Raw genomic sequence first — 23896 nt, forward strand, 5'->3', positions numbered from 1 at the left:
CCAGCGGCGACGCCTAACATCCAGCCATGTTCCAGCCAGATATACTGGTATCGCGGTGGCAGATGTCGCAGAAACCTATTCATCCGGCTTGATCAGCCCCAGCCCACGCAGGTAAATCCCGATGCCGGTTTCCAGCAGATCCTCGGGCTGGAACGGGCTTTTGGTGCCGGGGGCGCCGCGGGCGAACAACTCGACGACGCCGTGGCTCAGCGCCCAGATATGGGCCGAGAACATTTGCGGCGGCGGGCGCTTTTCCGGAGGGATGTGTTCGCTGAGGTCGGTGGCGGCCTTTTCCAGCACGCCGAGCGCGCGGTTCGCGACGGCGGCCAATTCGGGTGAGCGGTTGATCGAAATCCCGCTTTCAAACATCGCGACGTAATGGCCGGGGTACTTGCGTGCGAAGGCCAGATAGGCGCGGCCCGTCGCCTCGAACGCGGCCAGGGCCGAGGGCTGGCCGCCCGCATAGGCGTATTCCATCAGGTCGCCGAACACCTCGTACCCTTCGCGTGCGGCTTCGGCGATCAGATCATCGCGCCCCTCAAAATGGCGATAGACGGCCGCCGGGGTCACGCCAGCCTGCTTTGCGGCCTCGGACAGGGTAAAGCCTGTCGGGCCTTTCGCCTCGATCAGTTGCAGCGCGCCTTCGACCAGCGCCGCCTTGAGGTTGCCGTGATGATAGCCGCGTTTAGGCATGCCAGATGTCCGGACCCGCCGCGATACCGGGATCGGCCGGGCCAACATCGGACTGATGCGCATAATCGACGCGGTTCAGCACATGACGGATCGCGGCCAGCCGGGCGCGTTTCTTGTCATCAGAGCGTACCACGGTCCAGGGCGCATCCGCTGTGTGGCTGGCTTCGAATGTTTCGGCAATCGCATCGGTATAGGCATCCCATCTGGACAATCCCTTGACGTCGATACTGCTGAGTTTCCATTGCTTCAGCGGATCTTTCTCGCGGGCAAGGAAGCGGCGCAATTGTTCGCCCCGGCTGACGTTCAGCCAGAATTTGACCAGCGTGATCCCATCGTTGATCAACATCCGCTCAAAATCGGGCACCTGTTGGAAGAACCGCCTGCGCTGATCGTCTGTGCAGAAACCGAAGACCTTTTCGACCACACCGCGATTGTACCAGCTGCGGTCGAACAGAACGATTTCACCGTCGGTTGGCAACTGGCGGATGTAGCGCTGAAAATACCACTCTCCCATTTCGCGGTCGCTGGGTTTGGACAGGGCCACCGTGCGCACGATGCGCGGGTTCAGGTTTTCGCGAAACCGCTTGATCGTGCCGCCTTTTCCGGCGGCGTCGCGCCCCTCGAACACCACGACCATGCGTTTTCCGGTCTGGTGCACATCGGCTTGCAGGCGAACAAGCTCGTGCTGGAGCGTCGCCATATCCGCCTCATACACCTTGCGCTTCATGCGCGTGGGATACGGGAATTCTGCGGCGAGTATGTCGGCCTTGCCGGCCTTGGCGATCTGCTGGCGCAGGGCTGGCGGAGCCTCGGTTTCATAAAACTTGCTGATGGCGCCATCAAAGGGCAAGGGCATGGCGGGTGATCCCGAATTGTTTATTCGTTTAACATCTAAGCATTGCGCGGGATCAGCGCAAACCCGCACGTGTCGCGGCGCGGTGGATTGCGGCAATGACGGTTTCCGGGTCGGCATGATGCGGCATGTGGCCCACACCGTCCAGCACGGTCAGATTGGCGCTTGCGACGCGGGCAGCCATCGCTTCTGCGTGAATGTCGCGGTAGACGATGGTGTCGGCGCTGCCGTGGATGACCTCGATCGGCAAGGTCAGGTCCGGATAGCGCGGGGCCATGGCGCGGACATGGGCCAGCAACGCTTTTACCTGCTGGGCATTGGCGCGCTGACTGGCCGCACGGATTGTCAGTTCGGGCCCGAAATAGGCGCGATACCCCACCGGCACCGGATTGGGCGCAAAGACATTGGCCAGCCCCTGCTGGATCAGCTTTTCGGTCGCGAATGCGCTGACCAGAGGCGGCAGGATCACCCCGCCGATGGCCGAGCCATTGACGTCATAGGTCCAGTCCAGCCCGGTGTCCCAGGGGTGGCTGACCCCGGCGAGGGTTACCAGCGCCGCCGGATCATAGTTCAGCGCCCAGGCCATCGCCACCGCCCCGCCAAAGGAATGGCCGACAATGATCGGGTTTTTGACGCCCAGTTGCAGGCCCGCTTCGTGAAGCATGGCGGCCTGTGCCTCGGGGCCTTCGCCGCGCGCGGCCAGCCCGCCGTAACCGCGCAGCCGGTCGGTATAGCCATGCCCGGGCCGGTCGAACGCAATGACACGGTAATCGTCGGCCAGCCGGTTCAGCAGATCAATGGAATAATCACGCAAGTTACCGCCCGCGCCATGAATCAGGATCAGATCAGGGCCACTGCCGCGCACGACGGCGTGCACGCGCTCTCCTCCCGCCAGGGTTACAAACTGACCCACCGGCGGGAAACCGGCCAGATTTCCCGCCTCTCGCGCATCGGCGCGCCGGTCGGTCCAGATGGCGGCGACTGCGATCAGCAGCGCCAGGATGCCAAGGCTAAGCGCCAATCTTCGCCAGATCGAACGGTGTGGTCTGATAGATGTCATTGATCCAGTTCCCGTACAAAAGATGCCCATGCCCGCGCCACCGGTTCAGCGGCGGCTGTTTTGGATCATCTAGGGGATAATAGTTACAAGGCACGTTGATCGGTGTGCCCGCGTCCACATCGCGGTCGTATTCTTCTTTCAGCGTCCCGCTGTCATATTCGAAGTGGTTGAAAATATAGAGGGCGCGTTTGTCCGCATCCTGCACCAGACACGGCCCCACCTGGTCCGAGGTCATAAGCGTCGTCAACCCGGCCGCGTCCAGCTCAGCCCGGCGCATCTCGGTCCAGCGGCTGACCGGGATCACGCAGTCGTCCGAGAAGCCGCGCAGATAGGGGCTGTCGGGGACCACGACATCGTGGCGGAAACAGCCGAAGGCCTTGGCATCCAGCATGTGTTTTTTGACGCCGTGGAAGTGCCACGCCATCGCCATCCCGCCCCAGCAGACGCCGAAGGTGGAATGCACGTTGGTCTGGGTCCAGTCCATGACGCGGCGCAGCTCGTCCCAATAGGTGACTTCTTCAAACGGCAGATGTTCGATCGGCGCGCCGGTGATGATCAACCCGTCGAAATACTCGCCCTGAACCTCTTCAAAGGGGCGATAGAAGGCGTCCATATGCTCGCTGGCGGTGTTGCGGGTGACATGTTCGCTCATCCGGATCAGGGTCAATTCGATCTGCAATGGCGTCGCGCCGATCAGTCGGGCGAACTGCGTCTCGGTCTGGATTTTCTTCGGCATCAGGTTGAGGAGGCCAATGCGAAGCGGCCGGATATCCTGCCGCGCCGCCGCGCTATCGGACATGACCATGACGCCTTCGTGGCTGAGCACGTCAAAGGCAGGCAGGTCCGAAGGCAGTTTGATGGGCATGGGATATTCCGGTTGGGTCAGAAGGGGTGAGATAGGGCAGAGGGGGTCAGCCCTCAAGAGCGCGCATCATAAGCGCATCGAAATCCGCTGCATCGCGCACTTGTGCGATGTCGCTGGCGGCCACGGTCACACCCCAGTTCTTGGCAATCGCACCATAGCGTGGCTGGCGGTGGACCATGGCGCGGGCATAGGTCCAGCGGATGAAGGCGTCCGGGTCGATGGCGTAATCGGGCTGGCCGGTTTCGGCCAGATAGGCGGCCCAGCTCTGGTCGAGGAAATCGGGCGCATAGCACATAGGTTTGGGCGCACGATCAAAGCGGCGGATCAGTTCTTCGGTGTGCGCCTCGCTGCCTTCGATCCAGACCGGAAGCAGATGTTGGCTTAGCGTTGAAAGGATCGGGTCTGACGGGTCGTGGGGGTCCACAACTTCACAGAATGATCCCGAACTGTCGCAGACGAAATTGTCATAGCCATACAAGGCCTTGGCCCTCGCGATGAAATGGCCGGTATCCAGCAGCGCGGATTGCTCAGCCTCGGCATGCAGCGCCTGTCGCCTCCGGTATTCCTCAATCGGGACGCCGCCTTTGCCCGGATCGCCCGGTTTGCCCATATAGCTGGACAGCGGCGCAAGGTTTTCGAACGTAATGTTGCTGGCGATATAGATGCTGTCGGTGCGCAAAAGCTGGGCCAGGAATGGCACCTTCATCGCTTCGGCCTTGGCATTGTCGGCAATATGCTCACCCAGATACCGCGTGCCGATGCGGTAATCGACGCTATAGTGAAACCAGTCATCCGTGGCGCGCAACAGGTCCGAGACATGGGTTTTCCCAAGCCCCGACATGCCGAACAACAGCACGCGTTTGGCCGGCGCGTCGGCCCAGTCTTTGGCAGAGGTATAAAGCATTGGCGGGCCTTTGCGAATTGGTCGCGCCTTCATAGCTCAGGTCGCGGGCCGATGAAAACGGGCTTGGCGGTACAATCGACATGGCAGTTGGCGGATTGGCACTGGCCTACGCTGGTGAATTGTCATCGAATGGCGGCGCTGGCCGCGCGGATCTGCGCGACAGGAATGCTTCTGCTGTCGTCCCGGCAAGCGTCGGGGGCAGCGCATTTTCCCGATACCGCCGGGCCGCGAAACCCCTTAGACACCCCACATGCCCCGCAACTTCCCAACCCTGTCGAGCTTGCTTGACCACGGCGTCGATACGCTGATCGACGTGCGATCCCCGGCCGAGTTTGCCGAAGATCACATTCCCGGCGCGATCAACCTTCCCGCGCTGTCCAACGATCAGCGCGCGCGGGTCGGGACGATTTATACTCAGGACAGCCCGTTCAACGCCCGCAAGATCGGCGCGGCCCTGGTGGCGCGCAACGTGGCCGCGCATCTGGAGGGGGCCCTGGCGGACAAGGACGGCAGCTGGCAGCCGCTGGTCTATTGCTGGCGCGGCGGGCAGCGCAGCGGCTCTTTCGCGTCGATCCTGACCCAGATCGGCTGGCGGGCCGAGATGGTGGCAGGCGGCTATCAGACCTGGCGGAGGCTGGTGGTTGATGCGTTATACAAGGCCGATTGGCCGACCCGCGTGATCCTGCTGGACGGCAATACCGGCACCGCAAAGACCGAGGTTTTGGCCCTGCTGGCCGCGCGCGGTATTCAGACGATTGATCTGGAAGGGCTGGCCGGTCATCGCGGATCGGTCTTCGGGGCCACGGGTGAACAGCCCGATCAGAAGGCATTCGAGTCGGCATTGGCCAGTGCCATGGCCCGGCTGGCGGCCGACAGACCGCTGGTGGTCGAAGCGGAAAGTTCAAAGATCGGCGCGCGGTTGGTCCCGCCCAGCCTTTGGGCGGCGATGCGGGGCGCGCCGCGTTTACGGATCGAGGCTCCGGTGGCGGCGCGGGCGGCCTATCTGACGCGGGCCTACGGGGATATCATCGCGGATCGCGCCGCGCTGGACGCCGCGATCAGCAATCTGAAACGCCTGGCCGGTGGCGCAGCAGTGGCGCGCTGGCAAGGGCTGGCTGCAGCGGCCGAGTTCCAGGCGCTGGCCGCAGAACTGATCGCGCAGCACTACGATCCGCGTTATGCCCGTGGTGCCGCGCGCAATGCAGATACGGCTGCGGTGTTTGAAACCGAGACGCTGGATGACGCCGCACTGGAACAGCTGGCAGATCAGATTGCTGCGAAAGTGGCCGCGTTTTGAAGCGTCATCGCCTTAATCTGCAACGATGTCCAAAGACGAACGCCAACCCCAAGCAGGGCGCGCGCCGGACCGGCGGGCGGGCGTAGCAACGGTGCATAGGCATGATTTATGGCGGGGTGTTAGCCGTCAACTATCCCGGATGTGCCACCCTCGAACCGACGCCAGACCGGTGGGGCCGGTCCGGCGTGCGCCCTGCGCCTGCGGCGCGCTCCGGGCGCAGGTAATTCCAGTGGCGATTCAGATATTTGGGATGGCGCATTGAACGTCGTGCTGGGCCTTGCCAGTGTCTGTGAACGAACGCTGCCGAATTTCGCGTCTTCTTGCGCGCAAGCGCGGTCCAGGCGCCGTGGCTCAGCACACCTGCACAGCAGCATCCCCCGCAACCACGCTGCCGATGCGGTGGCCTGTCGTCCCAAGCGCCTCTAACATCGCGTCGGCCTGATCCGGCGGCACGGCGGCCAGCAACCCTCCGGCGGTTTGTGGGTCGAACAGCAGGTCGGCGCGCGGGTCCTTGGGCAAGGACATGTCGGCTGCGACCGCCATGTTCTCTGGCCATAGGGTCGAGCGGACGTGCCGCGCCGCCAGGTCCGCCGCGCCGTCAAGGAACGGGATCGCGTCCAGCGTGAGTTCGGCCCCCACGTCCGAGGCGCGGCACATGTTCATCAAATGCCCGGCAAGCCCAAAGCCGGTCACATCGGTCATCGCGTTTGCGCCCCGCAAGACCGCCGCCGCCGCGTTCTGGTCCTGCGCCATCGAGGCCAGCGCCGCCGCCACATCGTCGCCCCGCGCCAGGCCGCGCATCGCGCCTGCCAGCAGCACTCCGGTGCCGATGGGTTTCGTCAGGATCAGAACATCGCCAGCGCGCGCGCCTGCCAGCGTGATCGGCGCAACCTTCAGCAGGCCGGTCACGGTAAATCCAATCGTCAGGCCCTCACCCAGAGAGCTATGCCCGCCTGCAATCGCGGCCCCGGCCTTGGCAAATTCCGCGCCCGCCGCGCCCATGATCTCGGCCAGCCAGTCCGCCTGCATCGAGGGGGCCATCCGGGGCAGGATCACGCTGGCCAGCGCGGCCTGCGGCGCGGCCCCCATCGCCCAGATATCGCCAAGCGCGTGGATGGCGGCGATCCGGGCCATCAGATGCGGATCATCGGTAACCGCGCTCAGATGATCGGTGCTGATGACCTGGCGCGCCCCGCCGATCTGCAACACCGCCGCGTCATCGCCCGCCAGATTGGTCACATCGTCCCGCAGGACCGTTGCAAGACCGCTTAGCGCCTGGTCCAGCGCACCCTGGGCCACCTTGGCCCCGCAGCCGGTACACAGCATCGGATCGTCGCTGTCCCCCACTGCGGGCGGGTGGTTCAGCCGATCCATGAAGCGCCGGTCGATCCGATCTTTCCAGTGCCAGACCCACGGCCCCAGCACCGTCCGTCCCCATTTCGCAGCCACAGCACTGCGCCCCCCCAGCGAAATCAGCTTGAGGTAGCGCCGCTGCGGCGTGAAGCTGCGCATCGCTGCGCCGCTTACCGCCGCGCGCAGGTTGTTATGGAGCACCGGCGCTTGCCGTACCGCGAAGACTCCGGCCCTGGGGCGCGGCGCATGGGCCATATGGGCACAATCCCCGGCGGCGAAGATTGCCGGATCGCTGGTCTGCAATGTGGGTGTCACGCGCAGGCTGCCATCATCGTGCAGGTCCAGCCCGGTTTCGGCCAGCCAGCTGGCCTGCAAGGCCTGCGCGGCGCCGACAGTGAACACCGACGCGATCCGGCGGCCATCCGACAGGATCACGGCGTCGCGGGTGACCTGCGACGCCTCGGCCTTTTCGATCAGGGTGATGCCCAGAGAGGTCATTCGGGTCAGAATGGCCGGGCGCTGGGGCAGGGCGGCAAGCGCGCGATCCCGCTCGACCACGGTGATACCGTTGCCGGTGCCGCGCGCGTGGGCCATGGCCATGGCAAGCTCGCATCCTCCGACGCCGCCGCCCAGAACGGCGATGGGCAGATCACGCGCCACAGCGTCCCAGGCATCGGCGAACCGCTCGAGCGGTTTTGCCGAAATCGCGAAGTCATCAAACCCCGGCACATCGGACGGGCCCGAGCGAATGCCGACATTGACGGATGCCACGTCAAATCGAAGCGATCGCCCCCCCGCCAGCCCGATCCGCCGCGCGGCAAGGTCGATCGAGGTGGCGCGGTCCAGAATAATCCGCGCCCCGGCAAAACGGCACAGCCGCATCAGGTCGATCTGCAAGGCATCCCGCGTGTAATGCCCGGCGACAAATCCCGGCAGCATCCCGGTATAGGGCGCACTGGCCCCGGGATTGATCAGCGTCAGCCGCGCGCCGGGCAGCGGATCCATCCCCCATTTGCGCAAAACCAGCGCATGCGAATGCCCACCCCCGACCAGCACGACCTCATGTGTTAGGGGTGCGGGGGCGGTCATGCGCATGGGCGCGCCGGGGTGTGTGGCGAAATTCTCATCTGCATGGGGTGGCCGCTTGTCCCGCCAAGGTCAATCGCCGTAATAGGGCGCGCCCGTGGAGCGGTCGCGAAAAACCTGCCGCTTGCGCAGTTTGCCGACCAGACGCAGACACATCGCCTGCCAGCGGTTCGCCGCGTGCAGGGTCGCAAACAGCCTGCGCGCGCGTCGCAGATCGTCATCCGCGTCCAGCGCGTCACAAATCGCCGCCATCATGATGGTGTGGCGGGCGCCCGTACTGATGCGTCTTGCCCAGGGTGATCCGCGCCGCCGCTGCCATTTGACCTGCCAGTGATCGAAATCGACCGCGTCAAAATGCGCAATGAACGTGTCCTTCATGTCGGGACAGACCTCGTGCAGCCAGACGCCGCATTCCTCTCCGTTGTGGCGGCTGAAATGAATCCCGACGCTGACGCCAGCCCTGTTCCTGACCAGGTGCTTTCCATGGCTATAGGCGGTCACCCCCATGCGCAGCAGGCTGCCCTGCGGCCCATGCAGCAGCCGCATCAGGCGGCGCGCGCGTCCTGGGCGGATATTCGTGCGAAACCAGGTCGCCCCGAGTGTGCTTCCCAGCCCGTCGCCCGGACCCCAGACAGCCTCTTCATTGCGAATGCGCAAGGCCAGATCGGATGCGGGGATGCGCGCCAGGGATTGCGCCAGCGGCATTGGCGCGACAAGGAATTCATCGATATCCAGGGGAAACGTCCAATCAACCTCGGCCTGCTCGGCCGCATGGCCGTAGACTGCGCGCTGGCGTTGATTGCTGTCTTCCGGGCGTGCGATGCCAAGGCTTGCCCAGAAACCGTCATCCGCCACGATATGTTGGATGTTGTCGCCATGGTGCAGGCCCGGATCCAGCGGACCGTCATGATAGATCACGACGCGCTTTGCCCCGACGCCAAGATGGTAGGTCGCGAAACGATTGATAAGGTCGGCACGTTCCAACGCCAACGCCACCACCTGAAATGTCGGCAAGCCATTTGGCATCGTGTTTAGCCGGGCCGCAGGAACTGGCCAAAGCCACCGTCATGGAAGACCAGCGGCTCTCCGCCCGGGCGCGACATTGCGCTGGTGACCCGCCCGACGATGATCGCGTGATCGCCGCCATCGTGGACCGCGTGGCGATCACAAGAGAACCGCGACAAACAGCCCAGAATGCGCGGCACGCCGTCTTTGTCGGTATCCCATTCGCAGCCTTCGAACGCCGCACCATCACGCGCAAAGGCGTGGCAGATGTCGTTCTGTTCTTCTGCCAGAATATGGATCGCGAATTTATCCGCTTCGGTGAACGCCTGGAACCTGAGCGAGGCTTTCGCTGGCGACCACAACACCAAAGGCGGGGCGAGCGATACACTGGCGAAACTGTTCGCGGTGATCCCGACAGGCCCCCAGTCGCTGGCGGCGGTCACGATTGTCACGCCGGTCGCGTAACGCCCCAACGCCGCGCGATAGGCGCGCACCGTTTCGGGGCCGGGGATGATGGTTTCGTCCATGCCTCAGGGAACCTCACTGCCAAGCGCGGCGGTGTAAAGCTCGAACCATGTCTGTCGGTCAAGTTTCACCTTGCAAGCATCGGAAAGGGCGCGAATTCGGGTCAGATTGTTGGTGCCCATGATCGGCATGATGTTGGCCGGGTGGCGCAGCAGCCAGGCCACCGCGACCGCGGCGGCATCGACGCCGTGATCCGCCCCGATCCGATGCAGCAGGTCGCTGAGCGCTGCATCCCCCTGCATCAGCGCGCCGCCGCCCAGCGGTGACCATGCCATCAGTGGGACGTTATGTTCCTGATGAAACGCCACATCGCCATTGGTCAGCGGCGCGTTGTGGGTCAGCGAAAGCTCGATCTGATTTGTAACCAGCGGCGTCTTGGTGGCCGATTGCAGCAGCGACCAGTCCCAGGGCCGGAAATTTGACACGCCCACGGCGCGCACCTTGCCCAAGGCGATAACCTCGTCCAGCGCGGCCCCGGTTTCGGCGTGATCCATCAGCGGATCGGGGCGGTGGATCAGCAGCAGATCAATCCGGTCCGTTCCAAGCGCCTCCAAGGAGGCATCGACCGAAGCAAGGATATGATCGCGTGAGGTGTCATAGTATTTCACCCGCTTTTCCGCATAGCGGCCTACCGGCGCGACGATGTCGCATTTGGTGACAATCTCCATCCGGTCGCGCAACGCAGGGGTCAGCGCCGCGCCAAGGATCGCCTCGGCTTCATAGCCGCCATAAATATCGGCCTGATCGAACGTGGTGATGCCCTGATCCAGACAGGCGTCCAGTTTGGCCCGCACGGTTTGGGGCGAGGTATCCTCGACATCGCCAATCCGCCACATGCCATAGACAATGCGCGAAAAACTCAAGTCTTCGGCGATCTGAACGCGGTCCATCAGTGGCGGTCTCCGGCGCCAAGCGGCGTCATTGGGGTTTCGCTCGGCACCCGCCCATAGGCGTGCGGCAGAGAGCATGTTTTCAACTGCGGCAATACCCGCTGGCCAAAGGAAATGCACTCTTCAATATGCGGATAGCCCGAGAAAATGAAACTTCGGATGCCCATTTTCTGATAGGCCTCGATTTCTGACAGAACCTGATCGGTCGACCCGACCAGCGCCGCCCCGCAGCCCGAACGTGCGCGCCCGATCCCGGTCCACAGATGCGGTTCGACATAACCAAATTTATCCGCCAGCTCGCGCGCCTTGGCCTGATGCGCAACACCCAGGCTGATGCTGTCGTGCGCCCGGTCGCGGATCAGCTTGCCATAGTCATCGTCCAACTGGCTGGTCAGGCTTTCAGCGTATTCCGTCGCCTCAGCCTCGGTATCGCGGACGATCATGTGGACGCGCAGGCCATAATCCAGTGTTCGCCCATATTTCTCAGCAGCTTCATTGGCGTCTTTCATACGTTGCCTGATGTTACCCTTCGGCTCGGGCCACATAAGATACACGTCGCAGTGCTGCCCGCAAAGGTCCAGCGCCGGGGGCGAGTAGCCGCCGAAGTACAGCAAGGGCCCGCCGGTCTGATAGGGCCGCGCAGGATCGGTGGGAACATCTTTGAAATCATAGACTTCGCCGGAATAGTTGATCTGATCCCGGCTCCACGCCTGTTTCAGTATCTCCACCACCTCGCGCGAACGTTGATAGCGGAATCCGCTGTCGGCTTTCTCTCCGGGGAAGTCCGAGCTGATGATGTTGACCGTCAGCCGCCCCTTCATCATGTGGTCCAGGGTCGCGATGGTGCGGGCCAGCATGATTGGCTGCATCTCACCACAGCGGACGGCGGCCAGCATGTTGATCTTTTCGGTCAGCGGCGCGCAGCCTGCAACAAAGCTCAGCGTGTCCTGCCCAACCTGATAGGACGACGGGCACAGGATGTTGCGAAAGCCCTGATTTTCCGCCTCCAGAAGGATGTCGCGGCAATGATCCCAGCTGGAGCGCAATGCACCATCCGGCACACCAAGATACCGGTAATCATCTGAACACAAAGCGGAAAACCACGAAACCTCTAGCGCGTCGAGGTCTTGGGATGTGACGGGAACGACGGTCATGGGCGGGCCTTTGGTAAGCTGCGGATTCGCACTTGCCTAGCAGGCGAAAGCCTGTGCATCAATGCTGTATCAATTATCAGGACACGATGCCCGATTCCGCCGCCCTTCCGCTTTATCTGCGCACTGCCGAAGCGCTGATCCGCGAAATCGCGGCCGGTCGTTTGCCCGATGGCGCGCGCCTGCCGCCCGAGCGTGCGTTGGCAAAGTCCATGGGCCAATCTGTCGGAACAATGCGCAAGGCATTGGCCGAGCTTGAGTTTAAGGGCCTTCTGGAACGGCGTCAGGGCTCGGGCAATTACGTGCGCCACAGGGCGGATGTCGACAGCGTTTATGCGATGTTCCGCCTGGAATTGGTTGAGGGTGGCGGATTGCCCACCGCCAAGGTCCTGTCGGCGGGTCGGGCCAAAGATGGGCCAGCGCTGGCAGACGGGCGGCACGCCGATTTTCGCATCCGGCGCATCCGGTATCTGGGGGGGATCGCTGCCGCGGTCGAGGAAATCTGGCTCGAAGGTGCGCAGGTCGGCGCGGTGCGCCCCGCAGAGCTGACGGAATCGCTCTATCTTTTCTACAAACGCCAGTTGGGCTTCACCGTGGCGCGGGCCGAAGATCGGGTCGGGATCGGTCGGATGCCCGCCTGGACCCCAGCGCAGATGCGGCCAAAGCCAGGTGCCTGGTGCGGACAGGTGGATCGCATCGCCAGGGACGGCGATGACCGGGTTGTCGAAACCTCCAGGACATGGTTTGACGCAGAAGTTGCGCGCCATGTCACCAGGATGAAGTAACGGGGACAGTCACTTGAAAACACTGAACTATGGACTGATCGGTTGCGGCATGATGGGGCGTGAACACCTCAGCAATCTGGCGCTGCTGCCGGCCACCAATGTGGCCGCGATCTTTGAACCCGACGCAGGTATGGCCGCACAGGCGCAGGCGATGGCGCCGGGGACAAAAATGGTCGGTTCGATTGCGGAATTGCTGGCGGTTGATGCGCTGGATGCGTTGATCATCGCCAGCCCGAATCATTGTCACGCCGCCCAGCTGATCCAGATTGCGGCGACCCGCGCCTTGCCGGTTCTGGTCGAGAAACCGCTGTTCACCGACCCTGCCGATGGCCCCGCCTTGGCAGCACTTGGGGCCAGCTATGGCGCGCCGATCTGGGTGGCGATGGAATACCGCTATATGCCGCCGATTGCGGCGTTGCTGGACCGGGTCGAGTCCGCGACCGGCGGGCCGCTGATGCTGTCGATCCGCGAGCATCGGTTTGCGTTCCTGGACAAGGTCGGCAACTGGAATCGTTTCAACCGCAACTCCGGTGGGACTTTGGTGGAAAAATGCTGCCACTTCTTCGATCTGATGCGCCTGATCCTGAAGGCCGAGCCGGTGCGCGTCATGGCCAGTGCTGGTCAGGCGGTGAATCACAAGGGCGAAATCTATGACGATACCGAGTCGGACATCTGGGATTCCGGATATGTTTTGATCGATTTCGATAGTGGGGCGAAAGCGATGCTTGAACTCTGCATGTTCGCCGATGGCAGCCGGTATCAGGAAGAATTCAGCGTTGTCGGCCCCACCGGCAAGATCGAGGCGTTCGTGCCGGGCGCGGCGCAGCACTGGTCGCCGGACCTTGGGGATTTGCCGGTGCCGAAAGTCGTGCTCAGCCCGCGCGATCAATCCGGGTTCGAGGTTCTGGAAACGCCGGTCGATCCGACAATTCTGAAGGCCGGTTCGCACAATGGTTCGACCTTTTTCGAGCATCAGAAATTCGCGGCTGTGTTGCGCGGTGAGGGGACGGTCGAGGTGACGTTGGAGGACGGTGCAAAAGCCGTTGCCATGGGACAAGCGGCGCAGCAATCAGCACTCACCGGGCAGGCCGTCGATATGTGAAAGAACCTTAATGCCTCCGGCGGGAGTATTTCCGGCGAAAAGACGGGCAGGGTTCGAAAACGACGCGATGTGCCGCGAACAGGGTGTCACTTTGCGCGGTGACGCGGTCAGATTTGCACCATGGATTGTCGAAGGATGCGGTGATGCGAACGACGGCGCGCGTGGTGGTGATTGGTGGCGGGGTGGTTGGCTGTTCGGTCCTCTACCACCTGACGAAACTCGGCTGGAGCGATGTGATCCTGCTGGAACGGTCCGAGCTGACCAGCGGCTCAACCTGGCATGCGGCGGGCGGGTTTCACACGCTGAACGGCGACACCAACATGGCGGCGCTGCAGGGCTATACCATTGGTTTATATGCGGAATTGGAAGAGGTAACCGGCATGAAATGCGGGTTGCACCATGTCGGCGGGCTGACGCTAGCGGATACGCCGGAACGCTTCGATATGCTGAAGGCGGAGCGTGCCAAGCACCGCTATATGGGGCTGGAGACCGAGATTCTGGGGCCTGCGGAGATCAAGGAACGCGCCGAACTGGTCAATATCGACGGGGTGCTTGGTGCGCTCTATGACCCGCTCGACGGTCATCTGGACCCCTCGGGCACCACACACGCCTATGCCAAGGCCGCCAAGATGGGCGGCGCCGAGATCGAGACTCATTGCAAGGTCGAGGAAACCAACCAGCGCCCCGATGGCACCTGGGATGTGGTGACCGAATACGGCACAATCCACGCCGAGCACGTGGTGAACGCAGGCGGGTTGTGGGCGCGGGAGGTGGCGGCGATGGCGGGGGTCTATCTGCCGCTTCTACCGATGGCGCATCAGTATCTGGTGACCGACGACATTCCGGAAATCTATAATCGCGCCAGTGAGTTCCCGCATGTTATTGATCCAGGCGGTGAAAGCTATCTGCGCCAGGAAGGGCGCGGCTTGTGCATCGGATTCTATGAACAGCCGTGCGAGGCATGGTCGGTGGATGGCACGCCTTGGGACTTCGGGCACGAGCTGTTGAATGATCAGTTGGAGAAAGTCGCGGACAGCATTGAATTCGCTTACAAACGCTTTCCAGTGTTGGAAACCGCTGGCGTCAAGAATGTGATCCACGGGCCGTTCACATTTGCGCCGGATGGAAATCCGCTTGTCGGGCCGGTGCCCGGCTTGCGGAACTATTGGGCGGCCTGCGCGGTGATGGCTGGGTTTTCTCAGGGTGGCGGAGTCGGCCTGTCGCTTGCGCAGTGGATGACCCATGGAGAGACCGAGCGTGATCCCCGCGCCATGGACGTCGCCCGCTTTGGGCATTGGACAACGCCGGGCTACACGGTTCCGAAGGTGATTGAGAACTATCAGAATCGCTTCTCGGTCAGCTATCCGAACGAGGAACTGCCCGCCGCACGGCCCAGTCGCACGACGCCGATGTATGACATCTGGGACAGCATGGGTGCCGTGTTCGGGCAGACCTATGGTCTTGAAGTCGTGAACTATTTCGCGCCGAAGGGAGAGGCGCGGTATGAAACCCCCTCATTCCGGCGCTCCAATGCTTTCGACGCTACCGGCGAAGAAGTGCGCGCGGTGCGCGGCGGCGTGGGCATCAACGAGGTGCACAACTTCGGCAAGTTCCGCGTCACCGGGCCCGGCGCGCGGGCCTGGCTGGACCGGGTGATGGCGGGGCGGATGCCGCAACAGGGTCGGCTAAGCCTGACGCCGATGCTGGCCCCCTCGGGGCGGTTGATGGGGGATTTCACGGTGTCCTGCCTGGGGCCGGAAGACTTCCAGCTGACTGCCAGCTACGGCGCGCAGGATCAGCATCTGCGCTGGTTCATGGACCACATGGATGACGGGGTAGAGGTCAGGAATATCTCGGACGACTGGACCGGGTTCCAGATTGCGGGACCAAAGGCGCGCGATTTGTTGAGCGCTTGTACGCGCGACGATGTGGCCTCGATGAGGTTCCTCGATGTGCGCTGGATGACCGTGGGGATGAGCCGCTGTCTGGTGCAGCGCGTCAGCTATACCGGCGACCTGGGGTATGAGATTTTCACCGAGCCAACCAAGCAGCGGCAGGTGTTTCAGACGCTGTGGGAGGCCGGGCAGCCGATGGGTATACGCCCGTTCGGGATGCGGGCAATGATGTCGCTCAGGCTGGATCGGTTTTTCGGGGCCTGGAGCCGGGAATTCTCGCCCGACTACACCGCCGGAGAAACCGGTCTGGACCGGTTCATTTCGTGGAAGAAGAACGTTGATTTCATTGGACGGGCGGCGGCTGAGGCCGAGGGGGCGAAACGCAAGCTATGTGCCTTCATCGTCGATGCAGATGATGCAGACGTGGTGGCGTTTGAGCCGATCTGGATTGATGGTGCGGTGCGGGGGTTTTGCACTTCAGGTGGGTATTCGCACCACGCGGAAAAGTCCGTGGCGCTGGGCTTTGTGCCAACAGACCGCGCGGTCGCGGGGCTTGAGGTTGAGATTGAGATTTTGGGGGATATGAGGCCGGCACGTTTGGTGACGACGCCTCTATTTGACCCTGGGGGGGAGCGGTTGCGGGGATAAACGCTGCGGATGCGTCGCTTGTGGACTGGAGGGGGCGTTGGCAGATTTTCCCCGCGCCCGGTGCGCGCCGAAAGGCGCAGGGCGCGCGCCGGACCGGTCCCGCCGGTCAGGCGCTGGGCTGAACTTGGCGCTTCCAAGCGAGTTGACGGCCAAACCTGAGCCATAAATCATGCAAACTCGATGGCGCAGCGCCTGCCCACCGGTCCGGCACGCGCCCTGCTTTCGGTGCATTGCCAACGTCTGCTTCAGACCGTTGCCGCATCCCATTCCACCCATGCACCCCACGCAATCCGGCATTTCCCCCGCCCCCGTTGCTTAATCCGCCATGCGAGGTAGTTTGACCCTCAACCAATATTTTCCGGAGGGACGCGGGCATGGCCGCTAAGAATTTTGATCTGATCGTTATCGGCGCGGGGCCGGGGGGCTATGTCGCTGCGATCCGGGGCGCACAGCTGGGTCTGTCGGTCGCCATTGTCGAGCGAGAGCATCTGGGCGGCATCTGCCTGAACTGGGGCTGCATTCCGACCAAGGCGTTGCTGCGCAGCTCGGAAGTGTTCCACCTGATGCACCGCGCCAAGGAGTTCGGGCTGAAGGCGGACAATGTCGGCTATGACCTGGACGCCGTGGTGAAACGCTCGCGCAAGGTGGCCGGGCAATTGTCAGGTGGCATCGGGCATCTGATGAAAAAGAACAAGATCACCGTGGTGATGGGGCAGGCGACACTGGCCGGGAAGGGCAAAGTCTCGGTCAAGACCGACAAGGGCGCCGAGGAACTGACTGCCAAGAATATCGTTGTCGCCACCGGCGCGCGGGCGCGGGAGCTGCCGGGGCTGGAGGCGGACGGCGATCTGGTCTGGACCTACAAGCATGCTCTGGATCCGGTGCGGATGCCCAAGAAGCTGCTGGTCATCGGCTCGGGCGCGATCGGGATCGAATTCGCGAGCTTCTATAACACGCTGGGCGCGGACACGACCGTGGTCGAGGTGATGGACCGGGTGCTGCCCGTCGAAGACGCCGAGATTTCGGCCTTCGCCAAGAAGCAATTCGTCAAGCAGGGCATGACGATTATGGAAAAGGCCATGGTCAAGAAGCTGGACCGCGGCAAAGGCAAAGTGACCGCCCATATCGAGGCGGGCGGCAAGGTTGAGAAGCTGGAGTTTGACACCGTGATTTCCGCCGTCGGGATCGTCGGCAATGTCGAAGGGTTGGGTCTGGAAGAGGTCGGCGTAAAACTCGACCGCACCCATGTGGTGGTCGATGAATACTGCCGCACCGGGGTCGAAGGGATCTATGCCATCGGCGACATCGCCGGCGCGCCCTGGCTGGCGCACAAAGCCAGCCACGAGGGCGTCATGGTCGCCGAGATGATCGCAGGCGGCCACCCACACGCCGTGCGCCCGGAAAGCATCGCGGGCTGCACCTATTGCCACCCGCAGGTCGCCAGCGTCGGTTATTCGGAGGCCAAGGCGAAAGAGCTGGGCTATGACGTCAAGGTCGGTCGCTTCCCCTTCATCGGCAACGGCAAGGCGATCGCGCTGGGCGAGGCTGAGGGGATGGTGAAAACCGTCTTTGACGCCAAGACCGGCGAATTGCTGGGTGCCCATATGGTCGGGGCCGAGGTGACCGAACTGATCCAGGGCTATGTCGTCGGCCGGCAGTTGGAAACGACCGAGGAAGACCTGATGAACACCGTCTTCCCGCATCCGACCTTGTCCGAGATGATGCATGAATCGGTGCTGGATGCCTATGGACGCGTCATTCACATGTAGGGATGTGCCGGACCGGTGGCGGGGGGCTGTCTGCCCCCCGAAGTCGAGGGCCGGGCCCTCGACACCCCCCGAGGATATTTTTGGGTCAATGATGGCAGGGGGGTGGCGCAATGGCTGATCCGTTTCAGAATGTGTCGGCAGCGGGTGAGGCGTTTATTGCGGCCTTCACCACGCAGTTGGAGGTGCGCGCGGCAGAGCCTGCCATGCGCGCGATTGTCGAGGCTTATCTGGATGATGTGGATTGGTCGGGCGTTTCGCTGGCCGTGGAACTGGGCTGTGGCACCGGGCCGATTGCGCGGGCGATGGCGGCGCGCTGTGTGAACGGGCGGGTGCTGGGGACCGAGCCCTCGGTGGAATTGCTGGACCACGGGCGCGGCCTGGCCGCCGGGATCAGCAATCTGGACCTGGAGGTCGGCGACGGAGCGGCCACCGGGCTGGAGGACGCGTCCGCCGATGTGGTGGTGTTCCATACCGTGCTGAGCCATGTGCCGGACCCCTGCGTTCTGCTGGCCGAGGCGCGGCGCATTCTGCGGCCCGGCGGGACTTTAGTGGTTTGTGATGGCGATTTCTCAAAGTCGTCGTTGGCGGCAACGGACAATGACCCGCTGAACATCTGTGCGCGGCATTTTGCGCAGAATTACGTGACCGACCCGCATCTGACGGGCAAGCTGCGGGCGCTGGTGGCCGGGGCCGGGTTCACGCAGCGGGCGTTTCGGGTGACATCGCGATTGGTCACCGACACGCCCGGCATGCGCGCCTGGGTCAAGCTGAGTGGGGATGATCTGGCAGCGCAAGGCCTCATTGGGCGGCCACTGGCGGATGCACTGCTGGAAGAACATGACCGGCGGGTCGCTTCGGGGACCCTCTATGGTTTTCAGCCGTTTGTGACGCTGGTGGCCGACCGGGATTGACCGTTCAGGCTGTCAGATAGCCCGCATAGATGATCTGATCTATCGTGTTGGCCACGTAAAGCCGGTGGCGCTGTAACAGCGGCTGCGGCGACCAGTCGGTGTCATAATGGTACAGCGTCCCCGGATCACCCAGATTACAGTTTGTGCCGTCATAGAGTTGCGGCATGAAGTCGGGGTCTGAGACTGTGTCAAAGGCAATCGCCCCCATCCCGCCGGGCGACCCGACGCCGGGGATGCTGGCAACCTCAATTCCCAGCGGGTTGATGATCACGATCTCGCCCGCGTTGGAATCCACGAAAGTCCAGCTCCAGGGGGATGCGGTGATCCCTTCGACATGGCGGCCGGGGTAGGTGCGTTCGCCCAGTTTGATGCCGTTCATGGTGAAGAGTTCGATGGTCTCGTAAGAGCCGCGGGCAAAGACCTGTCCGTTGGTGGCAAGGCCGGTGCCCAGCACGCTGTTTGTTGATGGCGGCAGGGTCAGGACGTTGGTTTCGACGCCTGTGCCGACTTCGAACGCGGTGACGAGGTTGGCATCGACCGTCGAGTTCCCGCACCAGATCCGTTTGGTGACCGGGTTGAACGCCAAAGCCGCGATCGTATTGCGCCCCGGCGGTGTGGCGTGTCGCGAGAATTCGACGTCGCACCAGAGCTTATAGTACACCACCTCGTCCGCGCCGCCGGTCTGGGTCAGGAAGGCCAGGGCCGCATCACCGTGAAATTCGCATACGGTCATCCCGGTTTCGCCCAGCCAGGGTCCGGATGTCGAGGTTTGGACCGGATACGCGTATCTGTGCGTTTCGTGAAATACAGGCATTTCCAGTCCTTTCGTTTTAAAATCTGCGTCCGTTCAATTTCGCAGCCGGGCCGGGGGCTTCCCGGCTGCGTACTGATTATTGGGTGACCGTTATGGGCAGTGTTCCGATCACCTTGTTGGTCCCACCCATCTGATACCGCAGCTCGTAAGCGCCGGGCGTGTCCGGCATCCGCACTTCGGCGGGCGATCCATTGCGGGTATAGCCGTAACGGATGTAGCGCGTTTTCTCGTCCGGGTCGGCGACCGAGATGTAATCGCGGTCATAATCCGGGCCGTCCCAGGTCACCTCGATCGTTTCGCCCACCTTGGCCGTGGTCGGACCGCTCAATGTGGCCGAAACCTCGGTTATGGTGATCATCTTGCGGGCGAGAATTTTGCCGCCTTCGCCAAGTTGATAGCGCAGCTCGTAGGTTCCCGGTGCGTCCGGCATCAACACGTCGGTCGGGCTGCCGTGGCGGGTATAGCCATAGGCGAGGTATCGGGTCTTCTCGTCCGGATCTGCGACCGAGACGCAATCGCGGTCTTCATCCGGGCCGATCCATTCGACGCCCAGCGTTGACCCCATCGGCGCACTGTCGGGCGCGATCAGCGTGACGTCCAGCCCTGTGACCTCGATGGGTCTGCGGGCCAGGATCTTGCCGCCTTCGCCCAGTTGATAGCGCAGTTCGTAGGTACCCGGGGTGTCCGGCATCCGCACCTCGGCGGGCGAGCCATTGCGGGTATAGCCATAGCGGATATAGCGGGTTTTCTCGTCCGGATCAGCGACGGAGACATAGTCGCGATCCTCATCCGGGCCGATCCATTCGACATCAACGACCGAGCCGATCGGCGCGGTGTCAGGGGCGGTCAGGGTAACCTCGACCGCGACGACCTCGATGGGTCTGCGGGCAAGGATTTTGCCGCCTTCGCCGAGTTGATAGCGCAACTCGTAGGTACCCGGCGTGTCCGGCATCCGCACCTCGGCGGGCGAGCCATTGCGGGTATAGCCATAGCGGATGTAGCGGGTTTTCTCGTCCGGATCAGCGACCGAGACATAGTCGCGATCCTCATACGGGCCGATCCATTCGACATCAACGACTGAGCCGATGGGCGCTGTGTCGGGGGCGGTCAGCGTGACCTCGAGCCCGGTGACCTCGATTGGGCGCCGTGCCAGAATGCGCCCGCCTTCGCCGAATTGATAGCGCAATTCATATAGGCCCGGTGTGTCGGGCATGCGCACCTCGGTCGGGCTGCCGTTGCGGGTGTAACCATAGCGGAGATTGTGTTGAAAAACTCCGTTTTAGGGCCTGAACGATGATTTTTCTTTCCATGCAGCCCGATCCTAAATTTTTGGCGCGGGGGTCGGCCCAAATCGCCTACATGCGCTCACGCGCAGCCATGCGCTGTCTCGTGGTCAAAGCTTTCCGACTATTTCGCTTCATAGGTTTTCGCAAGAAATCCGCGACGCTCTGATTTCGGAGTTTTTCAACACAATCCGGATGTAACGCGTTTTCTCGTCCGGATCGGCGACGGAGATATAGTCGCGATCTTCATCGGGGCCCTCAAAGACCACGTCGACCACGGATCCGACCGGGGCTGTGTCGGGCGCCGTCAACGTGACCGGCACATCCAGAACCTCGATCATGCGGCGGGCGATGATATCTCCGCCGTCGCCGAGTTGATAGCGAAGCTCATAAGTGCCGGGTTCGGGCGGCATGCGGACCTCGGTCGGGTTGCCCTTACGGGTGTAACCATAACGGATATAGCGGTTTTCCTCCTCCGGGTCGGCGACCGAAACGTAATCGTTTTCCGCATCCGGGCCGTCCCACGTCACATCGACAAGCGCGCCAATGCTGGCCGTGTCCGGCGCGCTTAGTGAGGCTTGGGGCAGCAACACGGGCAGGACCACGGTGACTGTCGCGGCCTGATCCGGCGCGGTGAAACTGGCCGAGGTTTGGGCGGAATCTTCCGGGCGCAGGGCGGTGATCTGATATGTGCCACCGGGCAGAAGCTGGGCGTCGGATGAACTGCCCTGAAAGCCGGTGAACACGCGCCCGTCTGGCCCGCTGAGGTCCCAGATCAGGTCGTAAGCCACAGGCGGGCCGTTTTCGGTTTCTGCGCCGACAAAGGTGATCAGAACCGGGGCCGGGGCGGCGGGTTCTTCGGCCACTTCGGTCAGGGCGAGGCTGAGTTCGTCGGCGTTTGACGCGCTGAGGAATTTGCCGCCGGTTTCATCGGCCAGACATTGCAACTGGTCGCGATCTTCAACCGCGACATCAAAGCCGATGACATGGGCGGTAAAGCCGATGCCGTTCTGTTCAAGCGCGCGGCCAACGGCGCAGGGGTCGCGTTCGCAGGTCTCCAGCCCGTCGGTGACCAGAATGACGGTCGCCGCCTCTTCGGTGTATTTCAGCGCCTCGGCGGCCTGGATCACCGCGTCCGACAGCGGCGTTTTCCCTTTCGGAGAAATCCCGTTCACCGCGCTGGCAATCGCCGCCCGCGTGTCGCCGCCGGGCAGCACCAGCGTTTCGATATCGCTGCAATCGCCTTTCACACGGTGGCCATAGACGGTCAGCCCCAGCGCCTGTTCTGCCGGAAGATCGGTCAGCAGATCGCCAACCACGGATTGCGCAATCTCGATCTTCGCCTTGCCGTCAATCTGCCCCCACATCGAGCCTGAGGCGTCCAGCACAAGGATCGCACTCGGGCGGTCCTGGGCGGCAAGCGGCAGCGTGAACAGGGAAAACAGGCAGGCAAGCAGAATGCGCATATCAAATCTCCGGCAATGTCTTTTGTTGCGCAAGTTAACCATGGGATTGTGTTGAAAAACTCCGTTTTAGGGCCTGAACGATGATTTTTCTTTCCATGCAGCCCGATCCTAAATTTTTGGCGCGGGGGTCGGCCCAAATCGCCTACATGCGCTCACGCGCAGCCATGCGCTGTCTCGTGGTCAAAGCTTTCCGACTATTTCGCTTCATAGGTTTTCGCAAGAAATCCGCGACGCTCTGATTTCGGAGTTTTTCAACACAATCCATGGGTCAGCGTCATTTGCGAGTCTGGCTTGTGGGTGCCACGGCGCGGGCGTAGGGGTGGCCCTTCATGGAGATGCGGATGAACACCAACTGGCCAGCGGTCTTCCTGCTGTGGCTGATCGGCCTGCTGGCGGCGGGGCAGTTTGCCAAGATTGCGGTCATGCTGCCCGAAGTGACGGCACTGTATGACGCCGGGCCACAGGCGGCGCTGGCGATTTCGATGAATGGAATCGCTGGGCTGGTCTTCGGTGCGACTGCGGGTGCGGCGATTGCACGGGTCGGACCGCGCCGGGCGCTGGTGGCGGGGATGCTTCTGGGCGGGATGATGGCGCTGGCGCAGGCGCTGACGTCAGGCTTTGCCACCCTTCTGGCACTGCGCCTGTTGGAAGGGTTCGCCCATCTGGCCATCGTCATCGCGGCGCCCGTTCTGATGGTGAATGCCGCCGCCCCGCGCCATCACACCATGGTCATGGGGCTTTGGGGCATGTTTTTCGGGGTCGGCTTTGCGCTGACGGCGTCCCTTGCGCCGGGCTTGCTGGCGCTGGGCGGGGTGCGGGCCGTGCTGTTGACCCATGGTGGCGCGCTGTTTGTGCTGGCCGCGCTGGTGCCGCTGCTGGTGCAGCGTATTCCGGCCTCGGCCCCTGAACAGCGCAGCTGGCTGGCCGAACATGTCGCGATCTATACCAATCCGCGCCTGCTGGCCCCCGGCTTGGGCTTTTTGTGGCATACGTCGATGTTCCTGGCCCTGCTGACATTCCTGCCGCAACTGGTCGCACCCGGGGCGGTCTGGTTCGCCAGCGCGCTGCCGCTGGTGGCGCTGGCGGGCACCTTTACAGGTGGGGTTATGGCGCGCCGGATCTCGCCCCGCTGGATCGCAAGCGGGTCTTTCGCGGCCACTGCCGTGCTGATGTTGATACTGTGGCTGACGCCCGAGGGCGCGCGCATGTGGCTGGCGCTGCTGGCGATCGCGGTCGTCGGATTCGCGCCCGGTGCCATGTTCGCCGCCATCCCGGTGCTGAACGATGACCCGCGCGATCAGGCGCGGGCGGGCGGTGCGCTGGCGCAGCTGGGCAACCTGGGCACGGCCGGCGGACCGGCGCTGTATGCGGTGGTGCTGGCAATGGGCGGATTGGGCGGGATCGCGATGCTGACGGCGGCGCTGTGCCTGGCCGGGATCGTGGCGCTGGCGCTGGTCTTTGGCAGAATTGTCAGCATTGCGCCATCTGGCGATTAATGTTCTAGTAATGTTCCGCACATCCGGTTGGCGACTCACAACGCG

General features: G+C 62.9%; 20 protein-coding genes. 7 read left to right on the plus strand and 13 right to left on the minus strand.

Annotated features, from left to right (window positions below):
- Nucleotides 1-75: 75 nt before the first annotated feature.
- Genes GKR99_06430 through GKR99_06450 form a run of 5 tightly spaced genes read right to left on the minus strand, consistent with a single transcriptional unit; the run spans nucleotide 76 to nucleotide 4375 of the window.
- Nucleotides 76-693: a TetR family transcriptional regulator gene (locus GKR99_06430; protein NKB27196.1), complete on the minus strand. Its 618-nt coding sequence runs from the start codon at nucleotides 691-693 to the stop codon at nucleotides 76-78.
- A complete protein-coding gene (gene ppk2 / locus GKR99_06435) occupies nucleotides 686-1549 on the minus strand; it encodes a polyphosphate kinase 2 (protein ID NKB27197.1) in 864 nt (287 codons plus the stop codon). The genes GKR99_06430 and ppk2 overlap by 8 nt, the downstream gene beginning before the upstream one ends.
- Nucleotides 1550-1601: 52 nt before the next feature.
- Nucleotides 1602-2606, minus strand: a complete 1005-nt coding sequence (locus GKR99_06440; protein NKB27198.1) for an alpha/beta fold hydrolase — start codon at nucleotides 2604-2606, stop codon at nucleotides 1602-1604.
- Complete coding sequence (locus GKR99_06445; GenBank protein NKB27199.1) at nucleotides 2557-3471, minus strand: homoserine O-succinyltransferase; 915 nt, start codon at nucleotides 3469-3471, stop codon at nucleotides 2557-2559. Before GKR99_06445 ends, GKR99_06440 begins: the two co-directional genes overlap by 50 nt.
- Before the next feature lie 46 nt (nucleotides 3472-3517).
- Nucleotides 3518-4375 carry an ATPase gene (locus GKR99_06450; GenBank protein NKB27200.1) on the minus strand — a complete coding sequence of 286 codons (858 nt, stop codon included), beginning with the start codon at nucleotides 4373-4375 and terminating at the stop codon, nucleotides 3518-3520.
- A gap of 250 nt (nucleotides 4376-4625) precedes the next feature.
- Between GKR99_06450 and mnmH the strand changes: the two genes are divergently transcribed.
- Nucleotides 4626-5672 carry a tRNA 2-selenouridine(34) synthase MnmH gene (gene mnmH, locus GKR99_06455; GenBank protein ID NKB27201.1) on the plus strand — a complete coding sequence of 349 codons (1047 nt, stop codon included), beginning with the start codon at nucleotides 4626-4628 and terminating at the stop codon, nucleotides 5670-5672.
- Nucleotides 5673-6023: 351 nt separating this feature from the next.
- Here the strand turns inward: mnmH and selD are convergent, their stop codons facing one another.
- The 5 genes from selD to GKR99_06480 form a co-directional block, all read right to left on the minus strand.
- Nucleotides 6024-8114: a selenide, water dikinase SelD gene (selD, locus tag GKR99_06460; protein NKB27202.1), complete on the minus strand. Its 2091-nt coding sequence runs from the start codon at nucleotides 8112-8114 to the stop codon at nucleotides 6024-6026.
- Nucleotides 8115-8183: 69 nt separating this feature from the next.
- A complete protein-coding gene (locus GKR99_06465; GenBank protein ID NKB27203.1) occupies nucleotides 8184-9137 on the minus strand; it encodes a hypothetical protein in 954 nt (317 codons plus the stop codon).
- A gap of 5 nt (nucleotides 9138-9142) precedes the next feature.
- Entirely contained in the window at nucleotides 9143-9643 is a 501-nt protein-coding gene (locus GKR99_06470; GenBank protein NKB27204.1) for a flavin reductase, read from the minus strand.
- A 3-nt stretch (nucleotides 9644-9646) separates the two neighbouring features.
- The gene (locus GKR99_06475) at nucleotides 9647-10531 is read right to left on the minus strand and encodes an oxidoreductase (protein ID NKB27205.1); all 885 of its coding nucleotides are present in this window, start codon (nucleotides 10529-10531) and stop codon (nucleotides 9647-9649) included.
- Nucleotides 10531-11685, minus strand: coding sequence for an LLM class flavin-dependent oxidoreductase (locus tag GKR99_06480; GenBank protein NKB27206.1), 1155 nt, complete (start codon nucleotides 11683-11685; stop codon nucleotides 10531-10533). The genes GKR99_06475 and GKR99_06480 overlap by 1 nt, the downstream gene beginning before the upstream one ends.
- An 86-nt stretch (nucleotides 11686-11771) precedes the next feature.
- Here GKR99_06480 and GKR99_06485 point away from each other — a divergent pair, with 86 nt between their 5' ends.
- The 5 genes from GKR99_06485 (at nucleotide 11772) to GKR99_06505 (ending at nucleotide 18792) form a co-directional block, all read left to right on the plus strand.
- Nucleotides 11772-12467: a GntR family transcriptional regulator gene (locus tag GKR99_06485; protein NKB27207.1), complete on the plus strand. Its 696-nt coding sequence runs from the start codon at nucleotides 11772-11774 to the stop codon at nucleotides 12465-12467.
- 13 nt (nucleotides 12468-12480) lie between these two features.
- Entirely contained in the window at nucleotides 12481-13569 is a 1089-nt protein-coding gene (locus GKR99_06490) for a gfo/Idh/MocA family oxidoreductase (protein NKB27208.1), read from the plus strand.
- A 143-nt stretch (nucleotides 13570-13712) separates the two neighbouring features.
- Nucleotides 13713-16112 carry an FAD-dependent oxidoreductase gene (locus GKR99_06495; GenBank protein NKB27209.1) on the plus strand — a complete coding sequence of 800 codons (2400 nt, stop codon included), beginning with the start codon at nucleotides 13713-13715 and terminating at the stop codon, nucleotides 16110-16112.
- Nucleotides 16113-16486: 374 nt separating this feature from the next.
- Nucleotides 16487-17881 carry a dihydrolipoyl dehydrogenase gene (lpdA, locus tag GKR99_06500; protein NKB27210.1) on the plus strand — a complete coding sequence of 465 codons (1395 nt, stop codon included), beginning with the start codon at nucleotides 16487-16489 and terminating at the stop codon, nucleotides 17879-17881.
- A gap of 110 nt (nucleotides 17882-17991) precedes the next feature.
- Nucleotides 17992-18792, plus strand: coding sequence for a methyltransferase domain-containing protein (locus GKR99_06505; protein ID NKB27211.1), 801 nt, complete (start codon nucleotides 17992-17994; stop codon nucleotides 18790-18792).
- Between the two features lie 4 nt (nucleotides 18793-18796).
- On the opposite strand, the gene GKR99_06510 is transcribed toward GKR99_06505, so the two are convergent.
- The 3 genes from GKR99_06510 to GKR99_06520 form a co-directional block, all read right to left on the minus strand.
- A complete protein-coding gene (locus GKR99_06510; GenBank protein NKB27212.1) occupies nucleotides 18797-19606 on the minus strand; it encodes a hypothetical protein in 810 nt (269 codons plus the stop codon).
- Nucleotides 19607-19682: 76 nt separating this feature from the next.
- Nucleotides 19683-20819, minus strand: coding sequence for a hypothetical protein (locus tag GKR99_06515; GenBank protein ID NKB27213.1), 1137 nt, complete (start codon nucleotides 20817-20819; stop codon nucleotides 19683-19685).
- A 204-nt stretch (nucleotides 20820-21023) separates the two neighbouring features.
- Nucleotides 21024-22397: a VWA domain-containing protein gene (locus tag GKR99_06520; protein NKB27214.1), complete on the minus strand. Its 1374-nt coding sequence runs from the start codon at nucleotides 22395-22397 to the stop codon at nucleotides 21024-21026.
- Between the two features lie 287 nt (nucleotides 22398-22684).
- Here GKR99_06520 and GKR99_06525 point away from each other — a divergent pair, with 287 nt between their 5' ends.
- Nucleotides 22685-23851 carry an MFS transporter gene (locus GKR99_06525; GenBank protein NKB27215.1) on the plus strand — a complete coding sequence of 389 codons (1167 nt, stop codon included), beginning with the start codon at nucleotides 22685-22687 and terminating at the stop codon, nucleotides 23849-23851.
- The last annotated feature ends 45 nt before the right edge of the window (nucleotides 23852-23896 follow it).

Source organism: Paracoccaceae bacterium (assembly GCA_012103375.1).
GTDB lineage: Bacteria > Pseudomonadota > Alphaproteobacteria > Rhodobacterales > Rhodobacteraceae > WLWX01.